Here is a 22,245-nt window from a genome sequence, read left to right as displayed (position 1 = left end):
TATTATGCCATACTATGCTGGAAGGCTGCTGTCAGGCTCCTGTTCTTACCATGGTACCTGTTAGTGGTGACCGTGAAATTTTTAGGGAGATGTCTGCCGTTTGTCAACAGGAATAGTGCTGGAAGAAAGTGATGATTCCGCTTAGCTATTTCTGCCATGACAGACAAAAAAACAGCGATTATTATAGGCGCAGGCCCGGCGGGACTGACAGCGGCCTACGAACTGCTTACCCGTACAGACATTAAGCCCATCATCCTGGAAGCATCCGGCGATATTGGTGGTATTTCCAAAACCGTCCGCTACAAAGGCAACCGTATAGACATCGGTGGTCACCGGTTCTTTTCGAAATCCGACCGCGTGATGGACTGGTGGCTGCAAATCATGCCTATCGGCGCTCCGTCCGAACAGGTACGCATTAGCTACCAGCGCCAGGAACGGACGCTTTCTGTAGCGGCTAAACAAAACACACAGCAAAATCCCGACCTGGTGATGCTGATCCGTGACCGTTTGTCCCGAATCTATTATCAACGTAAACTCTTCCTGTACCCGCTCACCATGTCGATGAGCACTATCTCAAAGCTGGGCCTGTTCCGGCTTTGCAGGATCATGGTTTCGTACGGGTATACCCGTGTCTTCTACCGGAAACAGGAAAAGACGCTGGAAGATTTTTTTATCAAACGTTTCGGTAAAGTACTGTACAAAACTTTCTTCAAAGACTATACGGAGAAAGTATGGGGAAAGCCATGTAATGAAATAGACGCCGAATGGGGACATCAGCGAATTAAAAAACTGTCGGTGTCTAAAACCATCAAACACGCCCTGCAAAAAATGACAGCGCGCAAAAAGCCGGCAGACATCCACCAGAAACAAACAGAAACCAGTCTGATAGAACGTTTCCTGTATCCAAAATACGGACCGGGACAACTCTGGGAAGAAGTGGCGGAGCGTGTTAAAGCGATGGGCGGGGAAATACTGATGCAGCAGGAAGTAAAGGGCATTCAAATGAAAGATGGCCGTGTAACCAGCGTGGAAACAGCCGGACAACATTTTCAGGGCGACTACTTCTTTTCCACGATGCCGGTAAAAGACCTGGTGGCAGCCATGAACGGCCCTGTGCCGCAACGGGTGCGGGATATCGCGGCAGGCCTGGAATACCGCGACTTTGTGACGGTAGGCTTGCTGCTCGATAAATTGGTAGTCGAACAGGAACACGGCCTTATCAAAGACAACTGGATTTACATACAGGAAAACGATGTAAAAGTAGGCCGGTTGCAGATCTTTAATAACTGGAGCCCGTTTATGGTCAGTGACCCGGACCGTGTATGGATAGGACTGGAATACTTCTGCAACGAAGGTGATGAATTGTGGAGCATGGAAGACCAGCACTTTATTAACTTTGGTATCGATGAGCTTCAGAAAATCGGTATCATCCGAAGGGAGCATGTCAGAGACAGCACCATCGTGCGCATGAAGAAAACCTATCCGGCTTATTTTGGTACCTATCAGCAGTTTGATGAATTACGGGAATACACGGATACGATCAGTAATCTGTTCCTCGTTGGCCGCAACGGCATGCATAAATACAACAATGCAGATCACTCCATGCTGACAGCCATGACGGCGGTGGATAACATCATCCACGGGGTCACCGGCCGGGACAATATCTGGGACATCAACACAGAACAGGAATATCACGAAGAAAAACAGGCAGTATGAAAAAATGGAAACAATACGATTATCTGATCTGCGCGCTGGTATTTGTGGTCGTCTCCCTGGTATGGTCGCAGCTCTCCAATTACACCTGGGACGATGATGCTATCAGCCGCTTCCTGAACGTACAGGACGCTGGTAAACATCCGAAGGAGTTCTTTTCTTCGTGGAACAGGCCATTGTTTGTGGTGCTGTTTTATTTGCCGGTACAGCTTTTCGGCAGGATGGGTATTGTGGTGACCATGGTGTTGCTGACAGCGGGGTCGGGTATTTTACTGTACAAGGCGCTCAAACATAAAGGTGTGCCGCATGCGCTGGTGGTCATGGTTTTCCTGTTGTTCCAGACATTTCTGTTTGGCATTTCAAGAGATGCGATGACAGAGCCGCTGGCATCTTTTTTAGTCTGTCTGGGCATTTATTTTTTCTACCGCAAACAGTTTGGCTGGTTTGCGCTGGTAGGAGGCCTGCTGCCACTGGCCCGTCCGGAAGGCGTGCTGTTCCTGCCTTTCTGGTTATTCCCTTTGATACAGCAACGGATGTACCGGTACGTTCCATTACTGGGCGTAGGTCTGGTTGCGTGGGGCCTGGGATTGTTCGCCTATACCGGTCAACCGCTGGCGCTGGTGCAGGAAGTGCTGGCCAGTGGCGAGAAGAAGAACCGCTACGGGCATGTCAGTCTCACCCACCATATTGGCAAGTACGTGTATGTATTGGGACCGGTGGCTTTTTTCTTTTTTCTCTGGGGATATATGGAGAATCTTAAGAAAATACTCGCAGATTATTTTATCGTTTTGCAGTTCACCGTTGGATTTCTGATCTATGTCGCCTTTGCCGTGTTTATGGATTTGGGGCAGTCAGGCGGCGCCTTGCGTAACCTGATCACGCTGGCGCCTTTTGCCGCAGTGATCTGTGTGTATGGCTTTAACTATTGGTGGGAGATGTTTACCGGACCTGCTGTTAGTAAAAAGAATGCCAAGCCGGTCAAGTCCCGCGATCGCAGGGAGCTGTGGATATTTGTCGTGTTTATTATCCTCGTGGCATGGCTGAGTTTTACCAACGAGTTGCATCTGCGGCAGACTTACAACCCTGACAAGAAAGACTATACGATATTTAATGCCTTGGTGGTATGCTGTCTGCTGGCTGTTTTGCCGGCGTTTTCAAAAAAGGGTAAGGCGCCGTATGGCATAGCAGCAGCGTTGTTGGTATGGCAGGTGTTGTTTACGCTTTACTACGAAAATCCGGGTAGTCATGGTAATGAAGAAAGATGGGGCATGAATGGGATGACCGCCTTTGTGGCCAAGGGACCGTTGCAGCAGCAGAAGGTCTATTGTAATCACCCGTGGTATTTCTGGGCTGCCGGGCGCCATCCCAATGATACCGTGCGCACCGGAGGGATATCGGCCAGCAGTAAAACGGTGATGCAGCCGGGGCAGCTGGTCATCTGGGAGTCGCACTATACCGGTGAGAACTATACGAATATGCCGATCGCTGCTTTTCTGAATGACAGCACTTTTGCACCCGTGTATGTCATACAAAACCGGGAAAGAGAAGCGCTGGCGGTATTGTTTGTGAAGCTCTGGCCACAGTCGGCGGACAATGACCGTTTCTTCGCCTCGCTGATGCAGGCCTATCCGAAAGACGAGCGGCTGTTGTATTTCAAAGGCGTGTACGAGCGTGACAGGAAGAAAAATATACGGCAGTCGATTGCTGACTTTACAGCAGCCCTGGCGCTGAAACCTGCTGAGGCAGATGTGTACCTGGGCCGCGGCGTGAGCTGGTTGATGCTGAATGACCGTCCCAAAGCTTGCCAGGACCTGCAACAGGCCGCGATACTGGGATCGCAGCAGGCCCCACAGCTGCTGAAGACTTATTGTAAGTAGCAGATAATGCAAACTGGACTACCGCTCCATTTGACAGTGGACTACTACTTACATTGGTGAGACTGCTATTTTTGTGGTCTTATCTAGACACATGGAACAAGAAGAGAAACATATTATCGGAAACCTGTTTGAACATTGGGCGTACGTAGGAGAGCGGGCAGGCCTGCTCACTACGGCGCCTTCCTTTAAAGCCATTATGCCTGAAGGGTCTGATTGGCCCCGGCGTGTATTTGATGTACAGGACGCAGCAGCACTGGCGGAAATATCCACACAAATAAAAGAAGGGCTGTTGCCCGATGCAGTCACTTTTACAGCGTCTGTAGCGGAAGCTTTTGAGCCACAGCTGACAGCAATGGGCTTTCAGCCTAAACTGACGTTGCAAGGCATGATCATCTACCTGCGGGAAAATCCTCCGGGGGAGTGTTCTGACAAGATCATTTTCCGGTTGGCAGAAAGTGAGGCGGATGCTTACACCTTCGCCACCATTGCGGCAGGTTCTTTTAATTATCGTGTAGACGGCGCCGTAGTGGCCTGTTTGCTTGGACAGGAAAATAAAATAAAAGTCTTTATCGGTACCGTTGACGGCGCCCCTGCATGCAGCGGGCTGATATTTTACGATGAAGCCGGTAATGCCGGTCTGCATTTTATCGGTACGCTACCGGAATTCCGGGGGAAAGGACTGGCCGCTGCGATGACAACGCGGTTGCTGAAGGAATGTGTGGAAGATGGCAAACGTTATTGTGTGCTGCATGCTTCCAAGGCGGGGTTGCCAATTTATACCCGCCTGGGCTTTGAACCGGTGAAAGAGGTGATTACTTACGCGCATACTATATAAACCAATAATAAAATGAAGGCTTCCCCCGTCTGAGGGAAGCCATTATCTGAATGGGTTAGTAAGTCATTTATTTAGCGGAAGAACCGCCATCAATCACATACTGGGCGCCGGAGATAAACTGGCTGTCGTCTGAGCCGAGGAACAGGACCAACTTAGCGATTTCCAATGGTTTAGCATAACGGCCCAAAGGAATGCCGGCCGCAAACATTTTCTGCATCTCTTCCCCTTTGCCGGGTTCATAACCTTCTTCAATGGAACGCATCATCCGGTTGTCTACCGGTGACGGGTGTATGCTGTTAACACGTATCTTACGGGGAGCGGCTTCCAGCGCGGCTGTTTTCATGATGCCAAGGGTGGCGTGTTTGCTGGTCGTATAGGCCACAAAGTTAGGCGATGCGCCAAGGCCGGCCACAGAAGAAGTGATGATCATACTGGCTCCGTCGTTCATCTGCGGCAGCACGTATTTACAGCCCAGGAAAACACCTTTTACGTTCACGGCCATCACTTTGTCAAACACATCTTCAGGAAACTCGGTGATAGGTTTTACCACGCCTTCGATACCGGCGTTGTTAAAGAAGATATCAATCTTTCCGAATTTTTTGACGGCTTCCTGGGCATATCGCGCTACATCAGCCGCCACAGTGACATCGGCCGCTATATAGGCTGCGTCTGGCCCCAGCTCAGCTGCTGCCTTCTTTAAAGCGGATTCGTCGAGGTCAACAAGCATTACTTTAGCACCTTCTTCAATGAATAATTTTGCGGTCGTCTGGCCAATGCTTCCTGCCCCGCCCGTGATAAGGGCTACTTTGTTTTCCAATCGTTTCATGACAATATATTTTTAAAGTAATACAATCTCAACAAAGAACAACAACAGTAGCCCAGGGCTTTAGCCCTGGGGGCATTTATAGATTTAGGCGTTTATAGATTGGTGATTTGTTCCACGCATTTTTCGATGGGTCAAATATACGACTTAATGCCAGGGGCGCCTGACCATTTACAGGAGTTTTAACGTTTTTGTAAGATATGTAAAGAATAGTCTATGGTAATAGTCAATAGTTCTTTCTTATCTTAGTACAAAACCTATTTGAACATGAAATACAAAGCAATGTTGTGCCTACTGTTGATGACAGCCGGTCTGGCTGCGGTAGCACAGCCCCCCAAAGGAAAAGCAACCCTCAATACCACTTACGGTGCCGGTACTACGGCAGCCGGTGCTGTAGATGCAGCCAAACTCCCTTCCCTGTTGAAGAATGACACTGGTAAAGTTGCGGTGAAAATCAAAGCACAGGTACTGGACGTGTGTCCTAAAAAAGGATGCTGGATGCAACTGAAAGTGAATGACAGTACCACGGCGTTTGTGAAGATGAAAAATTATGGATTCTTTGTTCCGCTCGATATCAAAGGGAAAACCATTGTGCTGGACGGTGAAGCTTATCAGAATATTACTTCGGTAGAAGAGTTGCAGCACTATGCAAAAGATGCCCGGAAACCGCAGGAAGTCATCGATGCCATTACAGCACCCAAAAGGGAAATAAGATACACTGCCAGCGGCATACGGGTAGTGGAATAAGAACAACTGCCGGTGGTATACACGGGTGGTGGAATAAAAAACAATTAGTTATATGCAGGACAAAGCCTCCAAAAGGGCCACCATGCCAAAAGGAACGTCCATCATTCTGGACGACAGAACATTACAAAGTAGTTACGCGACATTACTGCCATTGCTGAAACCCGGTATGCATGTACTGGACGTAGGCTGTGGCACCGGCGCTATTACCGCCGGGATAGCAGATATAGTAGGAGAGCAGGGCAGCGCTACGGGTATCGATAGCAGTGAGCACCTGATCGCTAAAGGACTGGAAGATCAACAAGATGTGCCCAACCTGCAACTGATCACTGCTGACCTGTACACCTGGCAGCCCAACAGAAAATATGACGTGATTGTTTCAGCACGGGTATTACAATGGCTCAATGATCCACTGGCAGCCCTGTTGCGCTTCCGCGAATTGTTAGTGCCAGGCGGCCACGTGTCTATCCTGGACTATAACCATACGAAACTGGAATGGGACCCGGTTCCGCCAGCCAGTATGCTGCGCTTCTACGAGGCCTTCCTCCAATGGCGCGCAGATGCCGGTATGGACAATGAAATAGCAGACAACCTGCCGGCCCTTTTTGAAAAGGCAGGTTATCGTAACATACAGTCCTTTAATGCGGACGAAAAATACAGCAGGGCAGAAGCCGGCTTTACCAATAAAGCCGCTATCTGGTCAAAGGTAGCGGAACTGAGAGGCCCGCAGGTGGTGGAACACGGTTTCATCACGGAGGCCGAAAGACTACAGGCAATAGAAGAATACGATGCCTGGACACTACAGTCCGCACAGTCCATGACCATGAAGCTGAAAGACATACAAGCCTGCCTTTAATAAGGCCATCACAAATAGTAACGGTCCCCGGTTTTACCCGGCGGACCGTTATTATTTTTATCTACTGGTTTCCCGGTATTTTTGGGGCAGGCCCTTCTCCATGTAAGGATATTGTAGCATTTTTACAGAAACTGTAGTGCCCATGTCGCTGATGAATGACAATATCGTACTCGCCATTGTTGATGATCATCCTATTGTGATCGAAGGACTGAGGACCCTCCTGAAGGAAGAACCGCAGATATCCATTGCGGGCAGCTTTACGCGTGGAAAGGACTTTATGGATTTTTTGCAACACAACAAAGTGGACCTGGTATTGCTGGACATTATGCTGCCAGACACCAGCGGAATGGACCTGTGCAGGGACATCAAAAAATTATCTCCCGACACGGTCGTGCTGGCATTAAGCAACCATACCGAACGCAGTATTATCCTCCAGATATTACAGAATGGGGCCAGCGGCTACCTGGTCAAAAATGTTTCCTCCACTGAATTGCTTAACTGCCTGAAAGAAGCGCTGAAAGGGGAAATCGCGTTCAGCAAGGAAGTAAAGGAAATCATTACCCGTCCCTCACAACATGAATTCAAACAGGTGCCCACGTTAACCAAACGGGAAAAACAGATATTGCAGTTGGTATCGCAAGGCAAAACCACGCCTGTGATGGCACAGGAACTGAATGTGAGCCCGTTGACCATCGAAACACACCGTCGTAACCTGCTACAGAAATTTGACGTGAAAAATGTAGCGGAACTTATCATGGCCGCCGTTCAGCATAAAATGATCACCGGTTTCTGAAAACGGGTTATCCCATTTTGACGCAGGTCCAGGAAGCTTCCATCACTGGTTCGTCATTGCAGTAGGCGATTCCGGACTGCTTGATGAGCTTCTCGCTCACGCGGATATTTTTGATCACATAACGCACCGGTGTATTATAATCGGCTCCTTTCAAAAACCGGGCGGTTTCTATGGCAGCCAGCGCGAAGAGGCCGTCTGCCAATCCCATTAACTTAATACCGGCACCGCCACATTGCGCCATGGATTCTATCAATATGGTGCCCGGAACAAAATGATGCGCCGGAAAACTACCACGCAGAAAAGCATTGTCGTCACTAAAGGTTTTCTCTCCAACAATTTCCGCTGTTGTGGCCGAAACAATTCTGTCGGCAAACAAAAAAGGAGCCCTGTGCGGAATGAGATCTTCTACTGAATCAGCAGTATGCATAACTGAATTTTTTTTCTACTTTGTATGATCTGAAATAAATGTATGAAGATATTCCCGACATTATCCGGGAACGCGTGGTATATGACGGCGTTCCTGTTATTGTGTTTTCCCGCCATAATATGGGCGCAACGTTATGTATCGCTGGATGGCCTGCCTTTACAGCAGGGGAACCCTGTTGAAAAAGATGACCTCGTCCATCTTGTCAAGCAACCATTATTGCAGTTGTTCCCTGCCAGCCACCGACCGGCGAAAGGCACTGTATTACTGTTCCCCGGCGGCGGATATGAGGTGCTGGCCGTCAAGTCAGAAGGCAACATGACCGCCGCTTTCCTCAATAAAATGGGATACGATGTGGCTATGCTGGAATACCGCGTGTCTGCCGGTCCGGATACACGCAAGCTCGCGCTGGCAGATGCCTTGAAGGCCTGGCAGCTGTTGCAGGACAAAGCCGGTAAGTTGGGGCTGCACAACAAAACACTGAGCATCATGGGATTTTCCGCCGGCGGGCATCTGGCAGCGCGTACTATACAGCAATTGCCGCTGGCAGCGCAACCGGCCAATCTGATGCTGATATATCCGGCCTATCTTCACGAAACCAGCCCCGGCTCCGTATATCCGGCGGTGTTACCGCCACCGGTATTGCGTGCACGGCTCTTTACCCTCATCGCCAAAGACGACCGGCAGGAATGGGTTAACAGCTGCATACAATACGGTAAGGTCTGGAAAGGCTACGACGGGAAAGGCAGCTATGCGCTGTTGCCCGACGGAGGCCACGGCTTCGGCATGGAAAAACCATTGCGCGGCGCTGCGGCAAATTGGCCGGCACTGTTGCAGTCCTTCCTCGAAAAACCAGACACGCTGTCATCCGGCGTGAACACGGCGGCTGTGCCTGCAGAAGGGGGTAACCGCAAACGTCATGACCAGAAACTGAACGAAGCCGCCGCTCAACAGTACGATCTGATCATGATCGGCAATTCCATCACTCATAACTTTGAAAAGCCGGCTTATCAACCGGTATGGAACCAGTTCTTTGCGCCCCGCAAAGCGCTGAACCTGGGCTTCAGCGGCTACCGTACGGAGAATATCCTTTGGAACCTGGAACATTGTGAACTGAAAGGCCAGTCCCCTAAAGTAGTGACGCTGGAAATAGGCACCAACAACGTTGACGAAAAGAATTACCCGGTGCGTCATACCGCGGGCCAGCTGGCAGGTGGCATCAAAGCTATCGTGCAGCTGCTGCGTGAAAAACTGCCGGACACGAAGATCATCCTGCTGCGCTGTTTCCCCGGCAGCTATGATGGGCCCAATCCCACCTCACACCGGATGATACTGGACCGGGCATCGGAACTGGTATCCAAACTGGCAGACAACGAGCATGTGTTCTATTGTGATGTAAACCATGTATTCCTGCATCTCGACGGTACCATCCGGCAGGACCAGATGCCCGACTGGCTGCATCCCAGTCCCGCTGGCGCGCTGGCCTGGGCTAAAGCCATGGAACCGCTGCTGTCTCAATTGATGAATGATCATAGCCGGGATACCGCCTTACCGGCCAATACGGCCATCATCCCGGTACCTAAACTGGAAAATGATAGCTACGACTGGTGGGCCAGGCATGCGGAGGTGTTACGCATAAAGGATTCCATCGATCCGGAAATTATCATGGTCGGTAATTCCATCACCCATTTCTTTGGCGGCTATCCGTTGTTACGATCTGCCGACGGGCAGCTGCGCAAAGCCAATGGCCCGGAAGCCTGGACCGCATTATATGGCAATCACCGGGTGCTCAACCTGGGCTTTGGGTGGGACCGGACGCAGAATGTACTGTGGCGGCTGGACCACGGACAGCTGGATGGACTGCATCCCCGTACGGTGGTAGTATTGATTGGTACCAATAACACCAGCCAGACCAACAATGCCCGCGCCAACACGCCGTCAGAAATTGTGGAGGGCATTGCCGCCGTCTGTGGCCGTATCCGTTCCAAAGTGCCACAGGCTAAAATTGTGCTGATGGCTGTTTTCCCGCGTGAGCAAAAGCCCGATCATCCCCGCAGGGTGGTCATCAATGAAACCAACCGTTTGCTGGCAGCATTCGCGGCAAAAGAAAATATCCGTCTCGTGGATATCGGTCCGAAAATGCTCACACCGGAAGGAGTCCTGCTGAAGGAAACCATGTATGACTTCGTTCATCCGACAGAGAAAGGTTACCAGATATGGGCAGAAGCTTTAAAACAAGAGGTGTTTTAATGGCGGACACGACAACTTCGGGCACGTTAATTGTTGCGGCATAAAACACCGATAACATATTAAGAAATTGATTATGAAGAGAATAGTTGCCCTGATTGTTGTCCTGCTTTATGGTTATACCGGTTTTGCCCAGTTTAGTGACTCCACGCACTACCTGTTCAAATATGCATCCACCGGGTCTATTAACCGCACCAACGACGGTAACTCGTACCTGTTGAACAATAATTTCGGGTTTAAAGTCAGCAAGAAAAGGGCTACGCTGAATGCCGGCGCCAGTTATGTTTACGGAAAAAATAATGCATCGCTGACCAATAATGACGTATCGGCAGCGGTGGATTTTAACCTGTATACCGATACCGCCCAGATCTATTACTGGGGACTGGCCAACTATGACAAGAGTTATTCCCTGAAGATCAATAACCGCTTCCAGGGCGGCGTGGGGGTTGGTTATGACCTGGTACGCCGGCCCAATGCCATACTTAATATCACAGACGGGTTGCTGTTTGAAAACAGCAACCTGTTCCTGCATGACACCATTCCCGACATCTACAGCACCGTACGTAATTCCTTCCGGGTGCAGTACAAGTGGACCATTCGCAACATGGTGGTGTTTGAAGGCAGCAACTACTTTCAGAATTCACTGATACACGGGGATGACTATATGATCCGTTGTGTGAACAGCATGTCTGTCAAACTACGCAGCTGGCTGAGCCTCACCGCCGCTATGACGTACAATAAACTGAACCGTACCGACAGGGAAAACCTGTTGTTCAATTACGGCGTCACTTTTGAAAAGTATTTCTAGCAGGCTAAAATACCAGCATCCTTCAGCAATTTGCTATCAACAATTGACCGTTAACCGGGATATCTTGGTGTTATTCAGTAAATACCCAGCTGTATGAAACACCTTATTTCCATGTTATGTATCGGCCTGTGTGCTCTTACTCACCTGTACGCCTATACGGATGATAAAGATACCGTTACTGTCAATTATGCTGCTATCGCGGGCGCTGCGGACCTGGACTATGTCCGTCCGGTGTTGCGTTCCGAAGAAGGAATGCCGGTCGGCAACGGCCGTATGGGCACGCTGGTATGGACAGTACCTTCCTCTCTCAAATTTCAGTTGAACCGGGTAGATGTATTCGGCAACAGTTCGGCTTCCAACAGTTTTTATGAAAGGAACACGGACTACTGCGGTGGCACCGGCTATATGGACGTGGATTTCGGGCAGGACGTGTTTACTGCGCCGGCATTTCATCAGCATTTGTCCTGTTATGATGGACTGACCACCATTTCCGGGAGGAACGTATCTGCCCGGGGGCTGATATGGGAGCAGGAAGATGTGCTGGCACTGGAGATCAATGACCGGCGTGGCGCATCACTGCCGGTGACAACAGAACTGCGTATGTTACGTATGCCCGTTACCCGCCGGGGGAGCCATGTAGCCACGTGCAAACTGCGGCAGGAGGGAGATTACATCATACTCACACAGGAATTCCGGGAAGATGGTTATTACTGCAGCAGCGCACTGGTGGCTGCCGTCAGCAACCGGTCGGTGGAAGCGGAGCAGAACGCGGCTACTTCCATCAGACTGAGGACGCTGCCCGGTAGCCCGGAGTTCACCGTATATGCCGCCACTGCGGCCAGTTTTGATCCTTCGGAAGATGTGGTGAAAGCCGCAATCGGTAAACTGGAAGCGGCAAGGAAAAAAGGCTTCACAGCGTTGCTGAATGATAATCGCGACTGGTGGCGGAAATTCTGGCAGCGTTCCTACATACAACTACACAGTGATGACGGGCAGGCAGATTACGTGGCGCAGCATTATGCCTGGTACCTGTATATCATGGGCAGCAGTTCCCGCGGAAAATACCCCGTTAAATTCAACGGCATGTTATGGTCTACCAATGGCGATGAGCGGAAATGGGGACACCTGTATTGGGGCGCTAATCAAAGTTGCCTGTACAATGCTTTGTTCCAGACCAATCATCCCGAACTGCTGGACCCTATGTTTGATATGTACAGCAGGGCCTATGATTCTTATGCAGTGGCTGCACGGCAGCAGTGGGGCAGCGCGGGCATCTACATCCCGGAAACAACCGGCTTTGACAATACGCCGGTATTACCGGACAGTATAGCAGCAGAAATGCGGGACCTCTACCTGGTTAGGAAACCCTGGGAGCAGCGCTCACAGGCCTTTAAAGATTATGCCTATACGCAGATGCCGTTCCTGAGCCGCTGGAACTGGAAAAAGGATGAAGGCTGGAAGGACGGCCGTTGGCGTACCGGTACCAAAAGCAACAGCACCTTTGGGCATGTAAGCCACATTTTTTCCCGTGGCGCTAAAATAGCTTATCAGTATTGGTTGCGTTATGAATATACGCAGGACACCGCCTGGCTGCGGCAACGGGCTTACCCGATGCTGAAAGGCGTAGCGGAGTTTTACCGCAATTTCCCGAACGTCCGAAAGGAAAAGGACGGCCGGTATCATATCTATCATATCAACGACAACGAATCCATATGGGACGGGCACAATACGGTGGAAGAGATATCCGCAATGCGTGGTATTTTCCCGGTAGTGATAAAAGCTGCGCGGCTGTTGCACACAGACAGCGACATGCTGCCTGTGTGGCGGGAGTTCCTGGATCATTTATCACCGCTGCCGGAGCAGAAAGAGAACGGTAAAACCACCTGGTGCCGCTCCTTGTTGCCCGTGCTACAGGGCAATCCGTCCTGGCATCCGGATGGTAATACCATGCCGGTTTGGTTCTTTGACCTTTGTACCCTGGAAAGCAGCCGCGACATACAGCAAACCGGTAACGATACCTACGATACTTATTTTGATAACGGTATCGACAGTACGGCGGGCATATATGTACTCTCCAAACTACCGTCCACAGGGGCGTTGCTGGGAAGACCGGAAGCGGTACAGTACCTGGTGACTAACCAGTTGCGCCGCCGTAAAAACGAAGAGGTGCTGGCCAATCGTATGGACCTTAGTGAAGGTTATCAGACTACTAACGTGCAACGGCTGGGAAGAGCCGCAGAGGCGCTGCAGCTGGCATTGTGCCAGAGCGTGCCCGCAGGGCCCGGACAGGAAAATGTGATCCATGTGTTTCCTGCCTGGCCTAAAACATGGGATGCGCAGTATGCCTTATTGTGCAGGGGAGGCTTTGTGGTGACCTCCGCCATGCGGCAGGGGAATATTCCTTTTGTGAAGCTGGAGGCCACACAGGGAGGGGTATGCAAAGTACATAATCCCTGGAATGGCGCAGTGGCGCTGTATCGCAATGGTAAAAAAACACAGGTGCTGAAAGGCGTACTACTGTCCTTTGCCACCACAAAAGGGGAGCAGTTGACATTGCAACAGGAACAGTAGTACGAAAAATGCTTATTCTGATCGGAGGCTTTGCCGGATTATGATTGGCTGCAACAGGTGCTGAACAATACGACAAAACTGCTTTTTAATTAAATGGATTTGAGCGCCCGTTTCACTGCCTCTGCATAGGGCAGGTTGGAGTTGTAGGTATAGATGAACATACCACCTTTTTTCCCTTGTACTGGAATCCATTTGGCGGTTACCACGTCTTTGCTCTGACTGGAGCCACCTTCTGCATAAGCGCCAAACAATATTCTGTTGGCCGCTATTTTTTTGGAATCTACCAGGTACTTCATGGTAATACGCAGCCTGTTGGTGTCTGCATTGTAGGTTTGTAATCCCACATAGTTGAATTTGCTGCCATAGTTTTTCATAACAGGTCCCCAGGCATATACGTCCACACCGGAAGCGATTTGCAGTTGTTGTGTGGTGCCCACGCCAAAGTACCTGGCGAGTGAACCTATTACCGCGAGGTATGGTGTATTGGCGGCCATGCTGGCGCTATACCAGTTGTAGTAGCCTGTGATGTTGTAACCCGGGAACGGCGGTATGGGACTGGGTTTGGCGCCGGAGTGTTCTACATCCAGGCTGATACCGTCCAGTTTCATTCTGTCTATCAACAAGGCTTTCAGCGTGTCCCCAAAAGCGTTGGCAGAAGCAAAACCGCCGGGCGTATTGGTTTGCCAGCTCTGCTCATCATCTATGTTCTGTATTACCTTGATACCTCTCGCCTGTAGCTGTTTGATTTGCGTATACAGGTCCTGGTATGATGTGAAATTGGCCATCATGCCGGTACCGGCAGCCAATTGGGTAGTGTCGCGGAGCGACCAGTACTTCAGCCCGAAAAGCACCACCATGTCTACACTGTCGGGCATGTCCTTCAGTTTAAATCCGGGGTTTCTGCCATCTGTGATGTAATACGCGATACATACCTGCGATGGCGCCAGTTCCGTAGATGCCTGCTGTTGGGTTTTCGTTTGTTTGGAAAGATCATTGGTGTTGGGTTTCTTACAGGCGAACAAACTTAAGAGCAACAAGCTGCCTGCCCATACGGGTGCGAGTAAAGAAGACTTCTGCATAGATTAGACTTTTTAGTGCTTAGGAAATGTGGAATCGGGTTTGAAACATGAAAAGAATAAACAAACAATGGAAATACAACCGCAGGGAATAATTGTTTGAAAATTTATCGGTATAAATTATTGATAATGATATAATATATTGATTGTCATATGTTGTATTCTGTTTTTAAATAAATAATATTAATAAATTAAAATAAAATATATATTTGAGTAGAAATAACTAAGCCCTATCCCTATACCCATGTGTAAAAAGCACTGTTGCCTGGCAGCATTGTCTGTCCTGTTGTTGCTGTTAACTTCTACTGTCGCACTGTCACAAGCCCTGGACCAACTGGGCGTGAAAAAGGGAGTGACCATGAGTGGCTCCATCAGTGCCAGTACTACCACGTACACTGCCAGTGGCATCGACAGCCGCCGTGATCCGTTTGCCTGGTATCTTAACGGTAATCTCAACATCAACCTGTTTGGTTATGATATGCCCTTTTCCTTTAGCTACAGTAATCAGGGCCGTAACTATTCCCAGCCTTTTAACCAATTCCGTTTTGCGCCTTCCTATAAATGGGCACGGGCTTACTTCGGCACTACCAGCATGCAGTTCAGCAACTATACCCTGGCAGGGCATATGTTCGATGGCGTAGGGGTGGAGCTGACACCCGGCAAATGGCGCGTATCGGCCATGTACGGTAAACTGCTGAAAGCAGTGCCCTATGATGTGCTGAACCCCGAGAGTTATAACCGCGCGGCTTTTGAACGTATAGGCTATGGCGTGAAGATGGGATATGAAGATAACGGCAACGCCTATAGTGTATCACTCTTCAAAGCAAAAGACAAAGCTTCTTCTATTCCCTATATCCCGGACGATGCCACCATCACGCCGCGTGAAAACCTGGCCATGGCTTTTAACGTCCGCCAGAATCTCCTGAAACGCATCTTCGTGGATGTAGAGTATTCTGTATCCGCCCTCAACCGCGACACCCGTTCTGAAAAGAACGCGATCGACAGCAGCAGAGGCACTTCCAACTTCCTCGGTAAGTTCCTGGCCCCCACAGGCAGCACCCGCTACTTTGATGCGATACAGGCCGGACTGGGCTACACCGGAAATTTTTATACGATACAACTGCGTTACGAAAGGGTGGCACCAGACTATGTTACACTGGGCGCTTACAATGTGGTGAATGATATGCGCAATATCACCGTGGCGCCAACTTTTCAGCTCTTCGGCGGTAAAGTGAATATCGCCGCCAACGCCGGGATGCAGGTCAATAATTTGGACAATAGCAAAAACAGTGATGCACAACGGCTCGTAGCCAACATCAACGCGAACATTGTACCGAATGAACACTGGGCCATCAACGGCGGTTATTCCAACTTCAGCAATTATACCCGCGTACGGCCGCTGATAGATCCTTACTTCACCAATCCGTTGGACACACTGGATTTTTACCAGGTCAACAACAGCTACAACGGTATGGTGATGTACCGTACCGGCACCAAACAGGTACAGCATACCATCTCCCTGAATTCTTCCTATCAGTATGCCAGCGATAAAAGCACGGCCAAAGATGCTGCTGAAAACTTAAGCAAATTTTTTACGTCCAACCTGAGCTACTCCTATAGCCTGCAACCACGGGCGCTGTCACTCAGTGGCGCGTTGAATTATTACCGTAATACCGCCGCCGGACTGAATACCACCTTCATGGGGCCCAGTGTGAGCGCCAACAAACAATACCTGGATAAAACACTGCGTACAGGCGTGACCGCTACCTATAACATGACACAGGCTTCTTCCCAAAATACCGGCGTAACCACCAACAGTAACAGCAGTGTGTTCAATACCGGTCTGACAGTCAACTATTCTCCCAAACCCAAATCCCAAAACGAAGCCGTGAGCACGGACAATAAACGGAGATTGTTGAACAACAAACGGACCCACAACGTTGGCGCATCTGTGATCTGGCTGTTGCGCAGCACGAGTGGCACGCAACCCGGATACAATGAGTTGACCAGCACACTTAACTATACCTATTCATTTTGATAACGGAAACCGCCTCTGCTCATGAGAAAGTTCTACCAATACCTTTTTTTTAATGCCTTCTTCCTGGTGCTGTGCCAGTCAGTGTACAGTCAAATCAACGAGAACGTGTTATTGCCCCAGCCGGTTACGTATTATCTCAATGTCAGTAATACAACGCCGGTTAATGGTGTACTGAAGCTGGGTATTCCTACTAAACCGGAGCGATATGATGTATGGGGCAATTCTCCCATCGGTAGTGGTGCCAGTACTTACAAGGGAGAAACAAATTATACGCCTCAGCTGGATTTCTATATTAATGGTGCCACTTCGGACGCGTTTTCACTGGAGATCTGTTATCCGGTAGATCAGACATGGGTCCAATCGGGACGGGACTTCCCGCAGAATTTTGTAAGCAAGAACGGATATCAGGTGAAACTGATGTATGTGATGATTGCACCCAATGCGGTGGAAGCCGCCTCCAATAATATCTGTGGTGATGCATTGACCAGTATCACATCGCCCGGTAACTGGGACTTGTTTCCCATTTCTAACGGTGAAATGGCTGTGGAATGGCAATACAGCCTTGGCGCTCCCAATGACTGGAAAGACTTACCTCCCTCAGAATATGGCTTTACTACTTATTACGAATACCGGTTCATCCCGGTAAAGTTGTTCCCGCAAATTGCTGCCGGAACTACTAACATCACCTTCCGCTGCCGTGCCAGAATCAGGTATGGCAGCGTTTATTGTTATTCTCCTTATTCCCCGGGCACGAAGGTGATCACTTTCCAGCCACCGGCGCCTAAGGTAGATGCCAGCCAGTTGACCGTTGTACCTAACTGTCCCGGGCAAATGAATGGTACTGTTACACTGCCTTACACCGCCATTACGAGCGGTTTTACAGAGATGCGCTGGATATTGCGCAAAGGCAACAGCAGCACTCCCTGTGATCCGGGTTTGCCCGGCCCGGTGTCCAACTGCGGCGACCAGCAGCAGTGGAGCAACGGGATAGTACCGGTGGCAGGGGGTATATCCATCACCAGTATCCCTAAAGGCGATTACACGTTATGGGTGATCAATCCTTCCGCTAACGCCGGTAACTGTTTTACTCCTTTGCCTGTATCGATGACCGAATTAAATGAGTTGTCTGAGACCCTGGGCACCACTACGAATGTCAGCTGTTTCGGCGGCAGCGACGGTACTATTGCGGTAACGGCTGCCGAAGGCAACGGCGCTAAGACCGGGTATTTTTTCACCCTGAGAAAAGACGGTAATATTTTCCGTGCGGAACAGCGTGCTGCAGGCAATGCCATGAGCTGGACCGGATTGCCGGCCGGTTCCTATGTGGCAGAGGTGAGAGATGGTACCTGTAACGCCATTAAAACCGTTCCAACCACCATTACCCAACCGCCGCAGGTAAAAGGGCAACTGACACCTCAGGACCCTACCTGTGTCTCCCCGGGCAATGGCAGTATCAGTATCGTGGCCGATCCGGGTGTCACCAACTATCAGTACAAACTGTATAAAGGCGCTGCATTGCTGCAACAGAGCGCTGTCACCACTTCCCGGAACTATACTTTTTCCGGCTTAGGGAATGGCGATTACTCCGTGGAAATACTCAACATGGATTATCCTTCCTGTACGGGGTGGACCGGGACCGTGAGCCTGAACGCTGTACCTCCATTGACGTTGACACAGGACGCGCGCAACCTGGTTACCTGTTTCGGCGGAAATGACGGCTCGCTGAAATACTCCGCTGGCGGCGGTTCCGGCAGTTACACGTTTCTGCTGCAACGTACCGGTATGCCTACCCTGAGCAACAGCACCGGTGTTTTTAACGGGTTGCAGGCCGGCACCTATACCATTGCAGTACAAAACAATGTGGCCGGCTGTACTGATGTCACCTCTCAACCAGTGACCATCACCGAGCCACCGGTGCTGCAGGTCAGCCTGCAACCCACCAATATCAGCTGCAACGGGGCACAGGACGGCGTCGTAAAAGCGATAGCCAGCGGCGGTTCCGGGTTCTATACCTACAAATGGGAACAGCTGAAAGGTGGCGTCTGGACCACCAACCCTTTCTGGTTTGATAGTGATACTAAAATCGATGCACTGAGTGCAGGTACCTATCGTGTAACCGTTTCAGATAGTAAATCCACCAACTGCTCAGTACTATCCGGTGCGGTAACGATCACGGAACTACCGGCGTTACAGTCCGGCGGGGTGACGATCACGCCGGCGGTTTGCCTCGCTGATGGCGCTACTATTAATATCTCCGCCAGTGGAGGGGATAATACCTATACTTATTTCTTTACCCTGAACGGCACGGACTATACGGCATTTACGCCGGGCAGCAAGGTACATACAGCTGGCAGCTACCATTTCCGTATCAAAGACGGCAAAGGTTGTACCGTTGACCTGCCGAATGCCTATGATGTGAGCCTGCCGGCCGCAGCATTGAGTTTTACCACACAATTGTCGGCCTACAACGGATTCCAGGTATCCTGTAACGGCGCGGCAGATGGTAAAATCACGATACTGGCAGCGGGGGGTAACGGTGGCACCTATACGGGTTATCAGTATAAACTGAATAACGGTACGTATCAATCGTCAAACATATTCCCTGGTTTAACTGCCGGTACTTATGCCCTCAGTGTAAAAGACGCCCGTGGCTGTGAGACCTCGGGCAGCGTGACATTGGTACAGCCACAAATGAGCATTAACGCCACAAAGCAGGACGTGACCTGCTTCGGCCAGTCTACCGGCAGCATCACCACCAATATCATGGGTGGCGCTGCGCCTTACCGGTGGCAGCTCAACGGCGCTACTATCACCGGCGCCACGGCAGCAAACCTGCCCGCCGGCAATTATACACTGCATATCACGGATGCCAACGGCTGCACAAAAGATACCACACTGACGATCGTTCATAGCTATCCGGCGCTGGCCTTCACGGCTGCTACGGTGACGGACATACAGTGTTTCAGCACTACCGGCAGCATCGCCATGACCGCTACAGGTGGTGACGGAAACTATCAATACAGCTTAAGCACAGATAACTGGACTACCTCCAAACCCTATTCCAGCGGAGCTGCACTGGGTGCCGGGGGGTATGCATTGAAAGTGACAGACAACCATGGCTGTAGCCTGAATTATAACAAACAGCTTACTATTACAACACCGTCAGCACCGTTGTTGCTCTCCGGTGTATTCTCAGACTACAACGGATACAACATTTCCTGCGCCGGTGGCGATAACGGCTCCGTGCAGCTGACCGCTACAGGTGGTAATGGCGCTACCTACAACGGCTATACGTATGCGATGGACAATGGCGCCTTTGGCCCTTCTTCCCTGATCACAGGTATCAAAGCAGGCATGCACCAGTTCACCGTAAAAGATGGCCGGGGCTGTACCGCCACCCTGAATTTCAGGTTTACCGAATCCGCACAGGCACTGACCATACAGCTGGTGAGCAAACAGGATGTTCGTTGCGCGGCTATTCCGGGCGGCAGCATCACGGTAACCGGCAGCGGCGGTACCGGCGCCTTACAATACAGCCTGAATGGCATTGATTGGCAGTCCGGCCCGGTATTTTCCGGTCTTACTGCCGGTAACTACACCGTCACCGTACGGGATGCCAATAGCTGCGGCAATACGCTGGCTGTACAGGTACTTTCTGTGAACCCGGCTATTGCCGTTGATAATATTACCAGGAACGATATTATTTGCTTCGGCACGCCTGGCACTATTCAGGTGCAGGCGCATGGCGGCAGCGGCCAACTGACAAATGAATATGCGCTGAACGGTGGTGCCTATACGTCTTTTACCAATACAACGCCATTGAGCGCGGGTAACTATACCATCCGGGTAAAAGATGCCATCGGGTGTTATTCTTCCGTGAGCAATATGGTGTCCATTACCGCACCGGCGGCGCCGTTAGCTGCTACGGCCATTACTTCAGACTTCCACGGAAAGCAGATATCCTGTTATGGTTTATCAGATGGCGCTTTCAGTTTTACTACCACTGGTGGTAACGATGGCGGTTATCAGGGGTATTTGTACAGTGTTAATGGTGGCGGCTATACAGGAACATCTCAATATACCGGTATGGTGGCAGGCAATTACGCGGTGAAAATAAAAGACGGTCGTGGTTGTGAAATCACTAAAAACATCGTGTTACAGCAACCGGCAGCACCGGTCTCTATCACGGTATCCGACATCACCCATCTGGCCTGTGGTGGTATCCCTACCGGCAGCATCACGCTGCAAACGGCCGGTGGTACTACGCCCTATGCCTATACGATGAATAACGGAACAGCCCAGGCATCACCAACATTTGGCTCCCTGCTGGTGGGCAACTACACCCTGGCGGTAAAAGATGTGAACGGTTGCGGGGCAACGGTTGTCACTACGGTGAAAGAAATGTACCCGTCGGTAACAGCCACGGCTACGGTGACGCCGGTACGCTGTTACGGCGAAGCCAATGGCGCTATCGTGTTGCAGCCCGCCGGTGGCGATGGTAATTATAACTATCAATGGAGCAACGCCGGGGTGAGCGGCGCGCAGGCGCAGAACATTACCGCCGGCAATTATACTGTCAAAGTCACCGACGGCAAAGGCTGCGGGCAGTCTTACAGCTACGAGGTAGCGCAGCCGGCAGCACTGGGCCTGACCGTCACCGGTTCACAGGTATGCGACGGGACAGATGATGGCACGGTGGAAGCTACCGTGCAGGGCGGTACCCAGCCTTACCAGTATGCCCTGAACAACGGCGCATGGGCTGCCGGCAACAGTTTTGCGGACCTTACAGCAGGGGAGTACGCCCTGAAAGTACGGGATGCCCGCGGTTGTGGCGCTAACGGTACAACGACCATCACTAAACGAAATATAAAACCGGATGTGAATTTCCTCGTGGCTTCCCGGAAAAATGCGCTGGATACGCTGGTGATCAAGGAAATCAGTCTCCCGGCGCCGGACCTGGTAAGCTGGACATTCGACCCGCAGGCTATCCTGCTCGGTTATGACCGTGGCACGCCACTGATCAGGTTTACGGCGGCAGGTTCCTACTGGGTGGCCATGAAAGCCACTTTCGGAGAATGTACTTATCAGCTGCGCAAAGACATTCAGATCAACGCGTACGATCCACTCGCCGGTCCGTCGTTCAGTGTGCCCGTCTCCGTGATAGATACGGTGATGTTGTCGCCTAATCCGAATGACGGCAATTTCCGTTTCCAGATAAAACTGAAACGCAAACAGCAGATGATGGTGACCGTTTTCGACCTGAACGGACGTATCCTCGCTAAAAAGCCTTACAGCCCTGCCTTACAGACGGACGACCGTATTGCGCTGGGAAGTGTCAACAATGGCATCTTCATCCTGCGGGTGGTCACCGAAAATGAGAGCAGGGACGTACGGTTCATCATCAGTCATTAAAACATTTTATCAACTATTATAATCAGCA

Annotated in this window: 14 protein-coding genes; 11 read left to right on the top strand and 3 right to left on the bottom strand. The window is 50.6% G+C overall.

Translation table 11 applies throughout. The features are described 5' to 3' along the window. Positions 1 to 156: 156 nt before the first annotated feature. The 3 genes from HHL17_RS20855 to HHL17_RS20845 all read left to right on the top strand — a co-directional run bounded on the left by HHL17_RS20855 (position 157) and on the right by HHL17_RS20845 (position 4,425). Complete coding sequence (locus tag HHL17_RS20855) at positions 157 to 1,716, top strand: NAD(P)/FAD-dependent oxidoreductase (protein WP_169226723.1); 1,560 nt, start codon at positions 157 to 159, stop codon at positions 1,714 to 1,716. Then, positions 1,713 to 3,590, top strand: coding sequence for a hypothetical protein (locus tag HHL17_RS20850; protein WP_169226722.1), 1,878 nt, complete (start codon positions 1,713 to 1,715; stop codon positions 3,588 to 3,590). Before HHL17_RS20855 ends, HHL17_RS20850 begins: the two co-directional genes overlap by 4 nt. Positions 3,591 to 3,681: 91 nt before the next feature. Continuing rightward, positions 3,682 to 4,425 (top strand): GNAT family N-acetyltransferase, encoded by a 744-nt coding sequence (locus HHL17_RS20845; RefSeq protein ID WP_169226721.1) that lies wholly within the window; start codon positions 3,682 to 3,684, stop codon positions 4,423 to 4,425. A gap of 67 nt (positions 4,426 to 4,492) precedes the next feature. Here the strand turns inward: HHL17_RS20845 and HHL17_RS20840 are convergent, their stop codons facing one another. Then, a complete protein-coding gene (locus HHL17_RS20840) occupies positions 4,493 to 5,251 on the bottom strand; it encodes an SDR family NAD(P)-dependent oxidoreductase (RefSeq protein WP_169226720.1) in 759 nt (252 codons plus the stop codon). Positions 5,252 to 5,515: 264 nt separating this feature from the next. Between HHL17_RS20840 and HHL17_RS20835 the strand changes: the two genes are divergently transcribed. From HHL17_RS20835 to HHL17_RS20825, 3 genes are all read left to right on the top strand, one after another. Further along, positions 5,516 to 5,995 carry a DUF4920 domain-containing protein gene (locus HHL17_RS20835; protein WP_169226719.1) on the top strand — a complete coding sequence of 160 codons (480 nt, stop codon included), beginning with the start codon at positions 5,516 to 5,518 and terminating at the stop codon, positions 5,993 to 5,995. A gap of 52 nt (positions 5,996 to 6,047) precedes the next feature. Then, positions 6,048 to 6,848 carry a methyltransferase domain-containing protein gene (locus tag HHL17_RS20830; protein ID WP_169226718.1) on the top strand — a complete coding sequence of 267 codons (801 nt, stop codon included), beginning with the start codon at positions 6,048 to 6,050 and terminating at the stop codon, positions 6,846 to 6,848. 142 nt (positions 6,849 to 6,990) lie between these two features. Further along, complete coding sequence (locus HHL17_RS20825; RefSeq protein ID WP_169226717.1) at positions 6,991 to 7,641, top strand: response regulator; 651 nt, start codon at positions 6,991 to 6,993, stop codon at positions 7,639 to 7,641. A 7-nt stretch (positions 7,642 to 7,648) separates the two neighbouring features. Here the strand turns inward: HHL17_RS20825 and HHL17_RS20820 are convergent, their stop codons facing one another. Then, positions 7,649 to 8,068, bottom strand: coding sequence for a 3-hydroxyacyl-ACP dehydratase FabZ family protein (locus tag HHL17_RS20820; protein WP_169226716.1), 420 nt, complete (start codon positions 8,066 to 8,068; stop codon positions 7,649 to 7,651). A 42-nt stretch (positions 8,069 to 8,110) separates the two neighbouring features. Here HHL17_RS20820 and HHL17_RS20815 point away from each other — a divergent pair, with 42 nt between their 5' ends. The 3 genes from HHL17_RS20815 to HHL17_RS20805 all read left to right on the top strand — a co-directional run bounded on the left by HHL17_RS20815 (position 8,111) and on the right by HHL17_RS20805 (position 13,691). Then, a complete protein-coding gene (locus HHL17_RS20815) occupies positions 8,111 to 10,315 on the top strand; it encodes a GDSL-type esterase/lipase family protein (protein WP_169226715.1) in 2,205 nt (734 codons plus the stop codon). 73 nt (positions 10,316 to 10,388) lie between these two features. Then, positions 10,389 to 11,120, top strand: a complete 732-nt coding sequence (locus HHL17_RS20810; RefSeq protein ID WP_169226714.1) for a DUF481 domain-containing protein — start codon at positions 10,389 to 10,391, stop codon at positions 11,118 to 11,120. Positions 11,121 to 11,213: 93 nt separating this feature from the next. Continuing rightward, the gene (locus HHL17_RS20805) at positions 11,214 to 13,691 is read left to right on the top strand and encodes a glycosyl hydrolase family 95 catalytic domain-containing protein (RefSeq protein ID WP_169226713.1); all 2,478 of its coding nucleotides are present in this window, start codon (positions 11,214 to 11,216) and stop codon (positions 13,689 to 13,691) included. An 89-nt stretch (positions 13,692 to 13,780) separates the two neighbouring features. Here the strand turns inward: HHL17_RS20805 and endOF3 are convergent, their stop codons facing one another. Further along, a complete protein-coding gene (gene endOF3 / locus HHL17_RS20800; RefSeq protein WP_169226712.1) occupies positions 13,781 to 14,770 on the bottom strand; it encodes an endo-beta-N-acetylglucosaminidase F3 in 990 nt (329 codons plus the stop codon). 241 nt (positions 14,771 to 15,011) lie between these two features. Here endOF3 and HHL17_RS20795 point away from each other — a divergent pair, with 241 nt between their 5' ends. Beyond that, positions 15,012 to 16,805: a hypothetical protein gene (locus tag HHL17_RS20795; RefSeq protein ID WP_169226711.1), complete on the top strand. Its 1,794-nt coding sequence runs from the start codon at positions 15,012 to 15,014 to the stop codon at positions 16,803 to 16,805. Between the two features lie 21 nt (positions 16,806 to 16,826). After that, entirely contained in the window at positions 16,827 to 22,217 is a 5,391-nt protein-coding gene (locus tag HHL17_RS20790) for a T9SS type A sorting domain-containing protein (RefSeq protein WP_169226710.1), read from the top strand. The last annotated feature ends 28 nt before the right edge of the window (positions 22,218 to 22,245 follow it).

The organism is Chitinophaga fulva, assembly GCF_012927205.1.
Taxonomy (GTDB): Bacteria; Bacteroidota; Bacteroidia; order Chitinophagales; family Chitinophagaceae; genus Chitinophaga; species Chitinophaga fulva.
The sequence above is the reverse complement of the archived record's forward strand: the minus strand, read 5'-3'. Positions and strand labels throughout refer to the sequence as shown.

Bases quoted from the DNA above. Each gene is read 5' to 3' on its own strand.
- HHL17_RS20855 (WP_169226723.1), top strand. From the start codon at position 157: ATGACAGACAAAAAAACAGCGATTATTATAGGCGCAGGCCCGGCGGGA.
- HHL17_RS20850 (WP_169226722.1), top strand. From the start codon at position 1,713: ATGAAAAAATGGAAACAATACGATTATCTGATCTGCGCGCTGGTATTT.
- HHL17_RS20845 (WP_169226721.1), top strand. From the start codon at position 3,682: ATGGAACAAGAAGAGAAACATATTATCGGAAACCTGTTTGAACATTGG.
- HHL17_RS20840 (WP_169226720.1), bottom strand. From the start codon at position 5,251: ATGAAACGATTGGAAAACAAAGTAGCCCTTATCACGGGCGGGGCAGGA.
- HHL17_RS20835 (WP_169226719.1), top strand. From the start codon at position 5,516: ATGAAATACAAAGCAATGTTGTGCCTACTGTTGATGACAGCCGGTCTG.
- HHL17_RS20830 (WP_169226718.1), top strand. From the start codon at position 6,048: ATGCAGGACAAAGCCTCCAAAAGGGCCACCATGCCAAAAGGAACGTCC.
- HHL17_RS20825 (WP_169226717.1), top strand. From the start codon at position 6,991: ATGTCGCTGATGAATGACAATATCGTACTCGCCATTGTTGATGATCAT.
- HHL17_RS20820 (WP_169226716.1), bottom strand. From the start codon at position 8,068: ATGCATACTGCTGATTCAGTAGAAGATCTCATTCCGCACAGGGCTCCT.
- HHL17_RS20815 (WP_169226715.1), top strand. From the start codon at position 8,111: ATGAAGATATTCCCGACATTATCCGGGAACGCGTGGTATATGACGGCG.
- HHL17_RS20810 (WP_169226714.1), top strand. From the start codon at position 10,389: ATGAAGAGAATAGTTGCCCTGATTGTTGTCCTGCTTTATGGTTATACC.
- HHL17_RS20805 (WP_169226713.1), top strand. From the start codon at position 11,214: ATGAAACACCTTATTTCCATGTTATGTATCGGCCTGTGTGCTCTTACT.
- endOF3 (WP_169226712.1), bottom strand. From the start codon at position 14,770: ATGCAGAAGTCTTCTTTACTCGCACCCGTATGGGCAGGCAGCTTGTTG.
- HHL17_RS20795 (WP_169226711.1), top strand. From the start codon at position 15,012: ATGTGTAAAAAGCACTGTTGCCTGGCAGCATTGTCTGTCCTGTTGTTG.
- HHL17_RS20790 (WP_169226710.1), top strand. From the start codon at position 16,827: ATGAGAAAGTTCTACCAATACCTTTTTTTTAATGCCTTCTTCCTGGTG.